The following is a 12347-nucleotide window of genomic DNA, read 5'->3' on the forward strand; positions in this document are numbered from 1 at the left end:
GCCGCGCGCGGACCGGTCATGACGCGGTCCGCGGACAGCCGCCCCCGCCCGGCGGGTCCGGGCGGGGGCGGCTGTGCGGGGGCGGCTGTGCGGGGCGGCTGTGCGGGGTCGGGGCAGGCGCCCCGGCCCCACGCCTGCGCCTACGCGTCGCCCGCCGGTTCGGACAGCAGCGGGGTCTGCACCTGCACCACACCCCTGCGCGTAATCAACTGCGCCCGTCCGCACGGAAGTTGCTTCGGCTTGGTGTCATTGAACAGGTAGCCCTCCGAGGGCGGGCAGGAGAGCAGCGCGGCGGGCGTGTTGACCTCGATCAGCCAGCGCAGCAGTGAGTCGTTCATCGCGCGGGACGCGCCGTTGGCGCTGCGGGCCACGATCAGGTGCAGACCGATCTCCGCGCCCTGGGCGAGGTAGTCGAGCAGCGGCCCGAAATGGTTGCTCATGGTGCCGCTGGACACCATGTCGTAGTCGTCCACGACGAGGAAGACCCGCGGGCCGCTCCACCAGTCCCGCCGCTTCAGCCGGGCGGGCGAGATGTCGGCGCCGGGCAGGCGTTCCTTCATGGCCCGGGCGACGCCGTCCACCGCCTGCTTGAGCAGGTCGACGGAGACCGCGTACCCCAGCCGGTGCGACTCGGGGACGCTCTCCAGCAGTCCGCGGCGGTAGTCGATCAGCAGGATCCGCGCCTCGGCGGGGGTGTAGCGGTCGGTGATCGCCCGGCAGACCGAGCGCAGCAGGTTGGTCTTCCCGGTCTCCGCGTCGCCCACCACGACCAGGTGGGCGGTCTGGGCGAAGTCGTGCCACAGGACGTCGAGGTGGTTCCCCTCCAGGCCCAGCGGCAGGCGCAGATCACCGTCCGGGCCGACCTCGGCGTCGGGCAGTTCGGCGGGATCCAGGACCGAGGGCAGGGTACGGACCGCGGGCGCGGGCGGGCCCTGCCAGTGCGCGGTCACCCGCGCCACCGCGTCGGTGACACCCGCCGCGAGGTCCGCCGCACTCTCGCCGCCGTCCAGCCGGGGCAGGGCGGTGAGGAAGTGGTGCTTGGTCTCGGTCATGCCGCGGCCCGGCGACTTGGGGATGGTCGCGGCGGACCGCATGTTGATCATGGAGTCCATGCTGTCGCCGAGCCGCAGCTCGAAGCGGGTGCCGAGCTGGTCCCGCAGCGCGGTGGGGATCTCCGACCAGCGGCTCGCCGCCAGGATCAGGTGCACCCCGTAGTTGAGGCCCCGCGCCGCCAGCGCCGTGAAGGTGTCCATGAGGTCCATGAAGTCCTGGCGGATCGTGCCCCAGCCGTCGACGACGAGGAACACGTCGCCGTACGGTTCGTCCGCCAGCTCACCGGCGGTCCGGCGGGCGCGCAGCGTCGCCATGGAGTCGATGCCCAGCTCGGCGAACTGCTTCTCGCGCCTGGCCACCAGCGACTGCACCTCGGCCAGGGTGCGTTGCACCCGTTCCAGGTCCAGCCGGCCCGTCACCCCGCCCACATGTGGCAGGTCGCGGAGTGCGCCGAGCGAGCCGCCGCCGAAGTCCAGGCAGTAGAACTGGACTTCGCGAGGGGTGTGGGTGAGCGCCAGCGACATGATGAGGTCGCGTACGAGGGTGGACTTGCCGCTCTGCGGGCCGCCCGCGATGCCGACGTGCCCGCCCGCGCCGGACAGCTCGGCGATCAGGGGTTCGCGGGTCTGGTCGAAGGGCCGGTCGATGACGCCCACCGGCACCGTCAGCGTGCCGTGCAGTCCGGGGTCGAGGGTGGTGAGGCCCCGCTCGGCGTGCGGCGCCACGCCCATCAGCAGGACGTCCAGCGGGAGCGGGCGGTCCAGCGGCGGCAGCCAGACCTGGTGTGCGGGCCTGCCGCCCTCCCGCATGCGGGTCACGGCAAGCGCGAGCAGGGTCTCCTCGCTCGCCTCCTCCGCCGCCGGCTGAGGCTCCGGGTCGGGCGCGGGGAGCCGGGGCGCGGTCCACTCCGTGCGGTAGGGGACGACCTGGCCGGCGACGGCCGACGGGCCGACCCTGCGGACGCCCTGGTACGGACCGGAGACGTAGGCCGCCTTGAAGCGGACCAGGGTCCCGGTGTCCTTCTTCAGAATGGCGCTGCCGGGTACCGAGGGCAGTTGGTAGGCGTCCGGCACACCGAGGACGCCGCGGCTCTCCATCGAGGAGAACGTGCGCAGGGCGATCCGGTACGACAGGTGGGACTCCAGCTGGGTCATCCGGCCCTCGTCCAGCCGCTGCGAGGCGAGCAGCAGATGCACACCGAGGCTGCGGCCCAGCCGCCCCACCATCACGAACAGGTCCATGAAGTCGCGGTGTGCGGAGAGCAGTTCGCTGAACTCGTCGACCACCACGAAGAGCGTCGGCAGCGGTTCCAGATCGGCCCCCGCCGCCCGCGCCGTCTCGTACTCGTACGCCGACGTGTAGTTCCCCGCACCGCGCAGCAGTTCCTGACGGCGCATCAGTTCGCCGTGCAGGGCGTCCTGCATGCGGTCCACCAGGGAGGACTCGTCGGCGAGATTGGTGATCACGGCGGAGGTGTGCGGCAGGTCCTCCAGGCCGAGGAACGTGGCGCCGCCCTTGAAGTCGACCAGGACGAAGTTCAGCTTCTCCGAGGAGTGGGTGAGCGCGAGCGCCAGGACCAGGGTCCGCAGCAGCTCGGACTTGCCGGATCCGGTCGCGCCGATCAGCACGCCGTGCGGGCCCATGCCGCCCTGGGCGGCCTCCTTGATGTCCAGTTCGACCGGGGTGCCGTCGCCGGCGAGGCCCAGCGGCACCCGCAGCCGGGCCCGCTCGCTGCGTTCGGCGCGCACGGCGTCGAGATCGACGGTGTGCAGGTCGGGCAGACCGAGCAGGGAGGTCAGCTGCACGTCCGTGGTGAGCGCCTCGCCGTTGTCCGTGGTGCCACCCATCCGGTAGGGGGTCATCAGGGTGGCCAGGGCTTTGGCCCGCCGGGGACCCAGCGCGTCGGGCCTGCCGAGCACGGACGTGGTCTCCTTGCCCGACCGGTCGGTGCCGACCAGTTCCAGCCGCCGCTCGGTGATCCGCAGGCGCAGGGTGTGGCGGGACGGGCGCCAGGGCAGGGAGCCGGACACGTCCAGCGTCACCGTGTTGCGGTAGCCGTCGGTGGCCAGCCGGGAGTCGGTTGGTGTCCGGACGCTGTCCAGGACCACGAGGCAGTAGGGCTCCTCGGCGCTGGGAACGGCGTCCGTCTCGAACGCGGGCCGCCCGGTCAGTTCGTCGCCGAGCAGTGTCTCCAGGCCGAGGACCGAGTCGGTGACCAGCCGCACGGGCCCGCCACCGTCGACGTCCGTCGGATGCTGGTTGTGCGGCAGCCACTTCACCCACTCCCAGGCCTCCCGGCGGTCATGGTCCGCCAGCACGACGATCCACAGGTCCTGGGGTGCGTGGAACACGCTCAGCTGGGCCAGCACGGCGCGCACCATCGCCCGTGCGGCCTCCTCGTCGGCGGACCGGAGCAGGACGCGCGCGTAGGTGCGCAGGTAGAGCGCGACCGGCTGGTCGGGCACGGTGCCGTACGCCTTGATGAACCGCCGCAGGGCGTGCGCGGACAGCGGTTCCAGGTCCTCCACCGGCTTGGTGCTCAGCGGTGACAGCTTCGTCGCCAACTGCTGCTCCCCCACCGCGATCCGCACCTCGGCGTAGTCCGCGTGCGCCGCCCGCCGCTCCCACAGCCTGGCCGTGGGCACCAGGCTCCACAGGGACGCCGGGTCCGGGTGCGACCACGCCTGCGCCTCCCGCTGCTGGTTGATCACCTTGCGTATGCGCCGGCGGCTGATCGACAGGTACCGCATGTAGTCGCGCCGCTCTCCGAGCAGTGCCCGCTTGCGGTCCCCGGACGCCCGGACGATCTGCGAGACCAGCATGCCGACGGCCGACAGTGCCATCAGGCCGATGGCGACGTACATCATGGGGCCGCCGCCACTGCCGGGCCGCAGGAAGATGAGCACCATGCCGAGCGAGCTGAGCGCCATCGGCATGTACGTGATCATGTTGCCCATGGCGCTCTGTGTCTCCGGCACCGTGGGCGGCTCCTGGAGGCTCAGTTCACCATGGGGCATCTCGGGTCCAAGACGCCGGGGAGGCCTCTTGAAGAGCACCACGCTCAAAGGGGATCGCCTTCCTGAGGGGTGCCGGCGGTTGCCGTGACGCGTCTTTCGGATGACAGGACGCGAAACGCCGGCGGTACGGCCGACGGTGCGGGAGCGCAGGCCGGGCGGTGGACGGAACGGGTCAGTCGATCTTGACCGAACCCCGCAACGTACAGACTGCACGCACAAGTTAATGTGATCAATCTGACCGCGTCGACCACTGTCCTGGAAGGCGATGAAACGCGCTTGACCGACATATCCGCGGCACCTCTGTGCCGCCTCACGGTGCTGACGCCCGACCGCTCCGTCGAACTCGCCGTGCCTTCCGACATCGTGCTCGCCGATCTGCTGCCGACCCTCGTCGACCACGGGGGCACCGACCTCTACGAGCGTGGGGCGCAGGCCGGCGGCTGGGTGCTCCAGCGCCTCGGGCAGGAACCCCTCGACGACGAGAACACCCTCGGCGAACTCGGCCTGCGCGACGGTGAGACGGTCCATCTGCGCCTGCGGGGGGACGCCCTCCCGGAGATCCACTACGACGACCTCGTCGACGGGCTCTCCAGCCGGCTGCGCGAACGCCCCGACTCCTGGAAGCCGGTGTGGTCGCACCACCTCATGACCGCGCTCGCCCTGAGCGCCCTCGCCGTCGGCCTGCTGCTCCTGCTGCTGCCCGGCCCCGCGGGGATCAGGGCGGTCTGCGCGGCGGCGACCGCGGCACTCCTGCTGGCCGGCGCGGCGGCTGCCTCGCGCGCGGTCGGCGACGTCGGCGCGGGGGCCGCGCTCGGCGCGGCGGCCGTCCCCTACCTGGCGCTGGCCGGAGCCCTGGTGCCCCAGGGAGCCGCACCCGACGTGGAGCTGGGTGCCCGGCTGCTCGCGGGCTGCTGTGCGGCGGCCGGCGCCGCCGTGCTCGCGCTGGCCGCGGTGGGTGCGTGCGCCCCGCTGTTCCTGGCCGCCGCCCTGGCCGCGGTCCTCGGAGCGATCGGCGGAGCCCTGGTACTCGGCGGCGTCCCGGCCACCGGTGCGGCCGCCCCGCTGATCCTGGCGGTGGTCCTGCTGGGGCACTTCCTGCCGTCCCTGGCGTTCCGGCTGTCCGGACTGAAGGTGCCACTGCTGCCCACCAACGCGGGCCAGCTCCAGGAGGGCATCGATCCCACCCCGGACGAGCGGATCGCCACCCGGGGCGCCGTCGCCGACGGCTACCTCACGGGCCTCTACGGCGCCACCGGGCTGGTGGCGGCGGGCTGTCTCACGGTGCTGGCGTTCGAGGCGTCCTGGGCGCCGCTCACGCTGGCCGCAGTCCTGTGCGCGCTGCTGTTCACGCACGCACGGGCGATCGGCGGCGCCTGGCAGCGGCTGGCCGTCCTCCTGCCCGCCGCCTACGGTTCCGTGCTCCTGACGGTGCAGTCCGTCCTGCGGACCGACGACGCGTCCCGGCCGCTGGTGCTCGCCGCCCTGCTGGCCGCCGGGGCCGTGCTCGCCGTCACGGGCTGGACACTCCCCGGACGGCGCCTGGTGCCCTACTGGGGGCGCGCGGTCGACCTGCTTCATCTGCTCTTCGCCGTCGTCCTCGTACCGCTGGCCCTGATCGTCGCCGGTCTCTACCAGTACCTGCGGGGCCTCAACAGCTGACCCGCTCTCCGGCGGCCGCCGCCGGACTGCGGACGGATCCCGGCGTCCGGCGGCCCGAGGCCCTGGCACCCCGGGTCTCGCGCGCCGGGCCGACGCCCGGTCGGAAAGGCAAGGAATGCAGTCCAGGCGGGACCAGGTCCACGCGCACATGTTCGTCATGAGCCGGTTGTCACTGGGGATGCTCCGGGACGACCCGGACGCGCCCGAGTCCGCACATCGGCGGACCACGAAGGGGTTCGTGATCGGTCTCGTGGTCGCTGCCCTGGCGGCACTCGTCGTCGCCGTGTACGGGCTGGTGGTGCCCGGTGGCTCGAACGCGTGGAAGGCCACCGGAACGCTGGTGCTCGACGAACGCTCGGGGGCCCGCTACCTCACGCTCGACGGAGTCCTCCACCCGGTCCTCAACGAGACCTCGGCCAGACTGCTGGCCGGTGACCGGATGAAGGTGGTGAGCGTCGAGCCCGCCTCGATCAAGGACGCCCCGCGCGGCGCGACCCTGGGCATCGTCGGCGCTCCGGACCCGCTGCCGCAGGCGAGTGCGCTGAGCCGCGACGCCTGGTCGGTGTGCGCCACCCGGCCCGACGCCGGCGCGGATCCGGTCCTCACCCTGGCCGTCGGCCTGACCGCCGAGGGCAGGCCCGTGACGTCGACCGGTGCCACCCTGGTCCGTACCGTCCAGGGCGGCACCACGTACCTCCTGTGGCACGGGACCCGGATGCGGGTGGACACCGCGAACTACGCCGTGCAGTCGCTGGGTTACGACGCGGACGGAGCCCACCCGGTCCCGGACGCGTTCCTCAACGCCCTGCCGCCGGGCCCGGACCTGGCGGTGCCGGACGTGGCCGGACGCGGCAAGGCGGGCCCCTCGCTGGCCGGCCGGCCGTCACGGATCGGGCAGCTCTTCGAGGGCTCCGGCGGCCACTACGTGCTGACGGAGGGCGGGCTGACGGAGATCACCGCGCTCGAGGAGGCTCTGCTGAAGGGCGACCCGCGCACCCAGCGCACCGCGTACGCCGGAGGGGCCGTCGTCCTGCGGAAGATCGGTCCCGACGACCTGGCGCGCCACCGGGACCCGAAGGCGGTCCGGTTCGTGGGGGCCGGAGGGGGGACGGTCCCGACCGGCCTCCCCCGGCCCACCGCGGTCGGTGCGGACGAGGGCGTATGTGCCGTCATCGGTACCGCGGACGGAAGGCCGACGGTCTCGGTCGTCCTGCCTCGCGCGGACGGGGTGGGGGGCCGGCCGGTGTCCAACCAGCCCGGAATCACCGCGGGACCGGGGACCGCCGACATGTTCGCGGCGCGCCCGGAGGGTGGTGCCCTCGTCACGGCACTCTCCTCGGCGGGCACGGGCACGGCCTACCACCTGGTCACCGGGTCGGGTGCCAAGTACCCCGTGCCGGGCGGTGAGAAGGGCCTCCAGCGGCTCGGGTACCGGGCGGACCAGGCCGTGCCCGTACCGTCGGGCGTGCTCGGCATGCTCGCGTCGGGACCCGCCCTGGACGACACGCTCCTGCTCACGCGAGGACTGGTGGAAGCGCCGGAGAACGACACACCCTGACGACCGGCCGACGCCGACCTCAGGGGAATTGAGGTTCTCCTGAGGACAGGACGGTCGAGAGACCGTGTGTTCTCCGGCGTCTTCGCAGCTCAGACCCATAGCGCAGATGAACAGTCAGATCAGCGGGGCACTTTGCTGCCAAGATCCCCTACGCCGTATAACCTGATGATCCGTCGACTGCCGGAGGTCGGGATTCCCGGTGTGGTCGGCCCGCCGTGCACCCGTGGTGCCACCGTGTTCCCGCAGTGTCCAGGAGGACCCCCATGTCTGATGTCTCCGGTTTCAACGTCAACTCGGCCGACGGACTGTCCAACGACGAAACGGCGATGCTCGATACGCTGAAGACGCTGGACCAGCATCTGCGCGACATGGACGAAGCGGGCCGCAAGGTCAGGACCATCCAGGGCCAGGTGCGGGGTGCCTACCAGGCCGTCTCCTCGGAGACGCACGCGGCGGGCATCGACGAGTGGCTCAGGGCGCACGCCCGCGTCATGGAGCGCACCCAGTTCTTCCGCGAGGGCACCGCGATGGCCAACCGGCTCCTCACGGACGCCGAGCACGAGGCGAACAGCTACGCCGCCGGTATCGCCGGGGCGATCAACCCCGGGTGACCTTCCCCGGCTCTCTCACCGCTTTCCTTCACCGGCTCTCTCACCGCCTTCCTTCACCGGCTCTCTCACCGCCTTCCTTCTCCCGCTCTCTTAACCGCCTCACGAGGAGTTCCTTCATGTCCGTCAAGATCAGCCACCAAGGGGTCCTGGACGCCATCAAGAACATGGACGCGGCCCAGCAGGAGATGAAGGAGGCGCTCGCCTGGATGGAGAAGAACTTCGGCGCGCTGCGCGACACCCTCAGCGGTCAGACCCGTGCCTCCTGGGAGGACTTCCAGGCGGAGCTCGGCCGGATCAAGTTGCAGCTCGACGAGCAGTACGGGGTCGCCCGGACGACCCTCCAGCGGATGCACGCCCGGCAGATCGACGGTGACCTCGACGGTGGCCGCGGGCTGAGCAATCTCCAGGGCAGCTGACCCGACCGCCGGAATTTACGTGTGAGGTGTGAGCATGGCTGGTGAAGTGAACCCGGGCGACATCTTCCAGTCGACCGAGGGCGTCTATCTCAGGTACGCGAACCAGGAGATCCCCACGTTCCGTCGTGACCTCACGGTCAAGCCGGAGTATGTGAGCCTGGGATCGAAGCTTCCTCTCGGCCTCGGAAACCCCGAGAAGTGCCCGCAGGCGAAGGCGCTCGAGGGCCAGATGGAGACGTACCGCGCCGGCATGCGTACCCGGTACGAAACGGCGCTCACCTTCATGAACAACTTCTCGGCCAGTCTGCGGGACGTGGAGACCAAGCACAGGGATGCCGAGGACGACTCCACGGGCATGGGTGGTGCCCTCGCCGACGAGTTCTCCGAGATCCTGACCCCGAAGGGAAAGTGACGCCATGGCCGAGGTGCCTCCCGGGATGCCGGCCAGGTGGGAGGACATCCTCGCCATGTTTCACGACGGCACCACCAAGCTTCCGGACCGGAACCTGGTGGCGGGCGAGGGGTCCAAGCGGTGGATCACCAAAGAGGTGAACGGCGCCTGGTTCGACGGTACTCCGAGCCTGAAGGCGGTGGAGTGGGGGCTGGACGGATACTACGCCTTCGCCTTTCCCACCCGGCCGAAGGAACAATGGCTGATGTTCGGGTTCGGCTACGACTGGACCAATTTCGGCAATGAAGCGGGTGCGCTGGTGGAGTTCACCGGAGCGACCGATCCGATTCTTGGATCGGTCACGTCCGGGACGAACAAGGACGCCAATCCCCTGTCGTCGAAGAAGGCGTCCGAGGTCCTCAACACCATGGACGTCTGGACGGGCGGATGGGCGGCCACGTTCAACGAATGGGCCGAGAAGGTGGGCGACGGCACGGAGGAGCTGCAAGGGGAGTCCGCCGCCCTCTTCCAAGCCGCTCTTCAGGCGGTGAAGCGTTCACTCCAGGAGACCCAGTCCTTTTACCTGGGTGGCGCGATCAAGGATGATCTCCAAGCGGTGAGCGATCAACTGACGACTACCGTCGGAATACTGAAGAAGAACTTCTGGGAATGGTTCGAGAAGCGGGAAACCGTGGGCACGGGCATCGAGAAACGAGAACCCGGTCCCATCTCCATGGCCTACACCCACCTGCGTGCGGAGTTCCTGAAGGCCATGGCCACCCAGAACCCGATGTCGGACCACGATCCGACTGTCAGCGGGCCTGACTGGGCCGGCATCGAGCACCGCGCGAAGGCGAGCTGGCTCGCGGCCGTCCAGTCCGAACTCGACGAGAAGTCCTCCCAGACGATGCTCGACCTGGCGACGGTCTACGACAAGGCGAGCATGAAGCTCTCCGACGCGAACTCCATCGTGAAGCCTACGTTCACCATCTCGCTGACGCCCGAGGAGCAGAACACCTTCTACGGCTCCGCGGGTGCGGGCGGTGACGGTGGCACGGGCAGCGCCGACGACATCCTCAACAAGTTCAAGGAGATGTTCGGCAACGGCGCCGGCGGAGACGGTGCGGGCGGTGACGGGGGCGGAATCGGCGGGGACGGTACGGGCGGTAAGGACGGCGGCGATCTCGGCCTCGGAGCCCCGCCTCCGGTCACCGGGCCGAGCGGCGGCACGTCCGGCACCGGTCTCCCGAACACCAAGAACCTCAGCCTCGGCCCGAATCCGGTCACCGGCCCCCAGGGCGGCACCTCGGGCACCACCAATCCTCTGGGCGGTGGCGGGCCCCTGACGCTACCGTCCGGATCGCGCATCGACCCCAAGACCGGCGCCGTGACCGACTCCAAGGGCAAACCGGTCCTCGGCGCGGACGGCAGGCCCCTGGTCGTGCCGCCCGGTTCCACCATCGGCTCCGGGGGGAAGATCATCCCGCCCGCGACCGGTGGCCCGAAGCCGCCGACGCTTCCGAGCGGCTCCACCTCGGGGGACCTGACGCGGGGCTTCAGGGTCGACGCCGAGGGCAACGTCATCGTCCCCAAGGGCACCAAGGTGGATGCTCAGGGAAACCTGATCGGCGCGGACGGCAAGCCACTGACCAACGTGTACGGCGGGAAGCTCACCGTTCCGCCCGGCTCCCGGATCAACGCCGACGGAACCATCAGCGATCCGCAGGGCAAGCACATCACCGAGAGCAGCAACAACCTCAGGACCCGCGCTCCCAAGACGCTCGACGAGCTGCTGAACGGTCAGCGCCGCCCGCCGACGTCGGGCGGTGACCTCTTCGGCGGCTCGAAGGGGGACTCCGGGAATCTCCGCAAGATGATCGACAGCCACGGCAACCCGGTCCGCGAGCCGACCTCCATGGTGTCCGGACTCAGCGACCGCGCCCGTGCCGCCATGCGCCTGGCCGCGCTGCCCCCGGGCGCCCCTCCGACGCAGGGCACTGTGTCCACCCAGTCGCTCGGCGCCCTCGGGCGGGGAGGTGCGGGGGGCGGAGCGGGAACCGGCACGCCCTTCATGCCACCGATGGGTATGGGCGGCGGCGCCCCGGGGAGCCCGGGAGGCAACGGTGGCGACCGGCAGCGCACCGTATGGCTCTCGGAGGACGAAGAGGTGTGGGGCACCGAGCCCGGTGCCGGGACGGGTGTGATCGGGCGATGAGTTCCGCAGAGGCGGAAGCGGGCCGAACACCCGCCGGAAGCGAGAATTCCGCCATGCCCCCGGTGCCGGACGACATCCGCGCGGCCGCGCGCACCGCGCCCGGGCACTGGTTCGGCACGGTGGACCCCGCATGGAGCGGAGAAGGCGAACCGCCGCTGTGGGCGGTGATCGGGCAGTGGCGCTCCGACGCCGACGGCGAGATCGCCGAATGGCAGCGGAACGAGCAGTACCGGCCGTCCCCCGGCATGCTCGGCTGGCCGGAACCGACCGACGACGTGGACGCCGCCATGCAGCTCGCGGCGACCGGTTACGGTCCGGTCGAGGGCGTCGCCCTGGCCGTGGTCACGGCCGAACTGGCCGTGCTGACGGCTCCGGACGGCGGCGCGGTCAGCGTCTGCACGCCGGACGGCTATCCGGTGGTGCCGGTGTTCACCGCGCCCGCCCATCTGGAGCGGGCGGGCGCGCTCGCCCATCGGGTCCTGCCCGTCTCCGAGGCGTTCGCGCTCGTACCCGAAGGGCAGGACCTCTACCTCAACCCGACGGGACCCGTCGCCCTGCGGTTGTCCGCGGACGACCTGTCCCGCGCGGTCGACGTGCTGGAAGCGGCGGCCGAACGCAAGGAGAAGCAGGACTGATGGTGTCGTTCCAGGAACAGCTCGCGGAGGCCATGGCCGGCCTCGCGGAACAGACGAAGAAGATCCAGCAGGTCCAGGAGGAGCTGGCCAGGGCGTCCGCCTCGGTGACCTCCAAGGACCGGATGGTGACCGCCTCGGTCAACGCGCACGGTGAGGTCCTCTCGTTCAAATTCCACACCGAGGGCTACCGCACGATGCCGCCGGCCCAGTTGGCCGAGGTGCTGAAGACCACGGTCAACGCGGCCCGTACGGAGATGAGTTCCAAGGTCAGCGGCACGGTCCGGCCGTTGATGGGCAGCCAGGAGGAGCTTGCACGCGGCATGTTCGGCGGTGGCGAGCTGGAGGATCTGCTCGCTCCGCTGCGCGCGATGCAGCCCGAGGGGCTGACGGAGACGGTACTGGGTGGCGGGCGCAAGCCGTCCGCGAACCGTGGCGAGGAGGACGAGTTCTATGGCTGACGGAACCCTGAGCGTTCCCGGGGACCTTCCGCGACGGTTCACCCAGTTCGGTGCCATCGCGCGGATCGTCGGTGAACTGGGCGTCCTCAACGACAACATCAATGCCGAGAACCTGACGGCGGGCGGCCGGGACGACGTGTACGCGAAGGAGTACCACAAGTTCGTCCTCGCGACGGGCAAGGGTCTCACCTACGGCCTCGAAGGTCTCTCCGACCTGCTCGAGATGGTCGGCATCAGCGGCAACAACGCCTCGATCATCCTGAACGACGCCGAGGACGACGCCAACCACATCGCCGCCGGCTGAGCCGGCCGAACTCCGAAGACGCGGCACCAC

At 70.7% G+C, this 12347-nt stretch carries 10 protein-coding genes; 9 read left to right on the forward strand and 1 reads right to left on the reverse strand.

Features of this window, described 5'->3' with window-relative positions:
* Positions 1 to 140 precede the first annotated feature (140 nt).
* Complete coding sequence (eccCa, locus tag BA175_RS26755) at positions 141 to 4070, reverse strand: type VII secretion protein EccCa (RefSeq protein WP_069174084.1); 3930 nt, start codon at positions 4068 to 4070, stop codon at positions 141 to 143.
* A gap of 276 nt (positions 4071 to 4346) precedes the next feature.
* Between eccCa and eccD the strand changes: the two genes are divergently transcribed.
* From eccD to BA175_RS26800, 9 genes are all read left to right on the forward strand, one after another.
* Positions 4347 to 5729, forward strand: coding sequence for a type VII secretion integral membrane protein EccD (eccD, locus tag BA175_RS26760; RefSeq protein WP_069174085.1), 1383 nt, complete (start codon positions 4347 to 4349; stop codon positions 5727 to 5729).
* Between the two features lie 115 nt (positions 5730 to 5844).
* Complete coding sequence (gene eccB, locus BA175_RS26765; protein WP_069174086.1) at positions 5845 to 7287, forward strand: type VII secretion protein EccB; 1443 nt, start codon at positions 5845 to 5847, stop codon at positions 7285 to 7287.
* A 263-nt stretch (positions 7288 to 7550) separates the two neighbouring features.
* Positions 7551 to 7898 carry a hypothetical protein gene (locus BA175_RS26770; protein ID WP_069174087.1) on the forward strand — a complete coding sequence of 116 codons (348 nt, stop codon included), beginning with the start codon at positions 7551 to 7553 and terminating at the stop codon, positions 7896 to 7898.
* Positions 7899 to 8014: 116 nt separating this feature from the next.
* Positions 8015 to 8314, forward strand: a complete 300-nt coding sequence (locus BA175_RS26775) for a hypothetical protein (RefSeq protein WP_069174088.1) — start codon at positions 8015 to 8017, stop codon at positions 8312 to 8314.
* A gap of 34 nt (positions 8315 to 8348) precedes the next feature.
* A complete protein-coding gene (locus tag BA175_RS26780) occupies positions 8349 to 8726 on the forward strand; it encodes a hypothetical protein (RefSeq protein WP_139131415.1) in 378 nt (125 codons plus the stop codon).
* Positions 8727 to 8730: 4 nt separating this feature from the next.
* The gene (locus tag BA175_RS26785) at positions 8731 to 10920 is read left to right on the forward strand and encodes a hypothetical protein (protein WP_069174090.1); all 2190 of its coding nucleotides are present in this window, start codon (positions 8731 to 8733) and stop codon (positions 10918 to 10920) included.
* Between the two features lie 53 nt (positions 10921 to 10973).
* Positions 10974 to 11555: a type VII secretion system-associated protein gene (locus BA175_RS26790; RefSeq protein WP_254667996.1), complete on the forward strand. Its 582-nt coding sequence runs from the start codon at positions 10974 to 10976 to the stop codon at positions 11553 to 11555.
* Positions 11555 to 12013, forward strand: a complete 459-nt coding sequence (locus tag BA175_RS26795) for a YbaB/EbfC family nucleoid-associated protein (protein ID WP_069174092.1) — start codon at positions 11555 to 11557, stop codon at positions 12011 to 12013. The genes BA175_RS26790 and BA175_RS26795 overlap by 1 nt, the downstream gene beginning before the upstream one ends.
* Positions 12006 to 12317 (forward strand): hypothetical protein, encoded by a 312-nt coding sequence (locus BA175_RS26800; RefSeq protein ID WP_069174093.1) that lies wholly within the window; start codon positions 12006 to 12008, stop codon positions 12315 to 12317. Before BA175_RS26795 ends, BA175_RS26800 begins: the two co-directional genes overlap by 8 nt.
* Positions 12318 to 12347 lie beyond the last annotated feature (30 nt).

It is taken from the genome of Streptomyces griseus, from assembly GCF_001715295.1.
GTDB classification, from domain to species: Bacteria; Actinomycetota; Actinomycetes; order Streptomycetales; family Streptomycetaceae; genus Streptomyces; species Streptomyces griseus_G.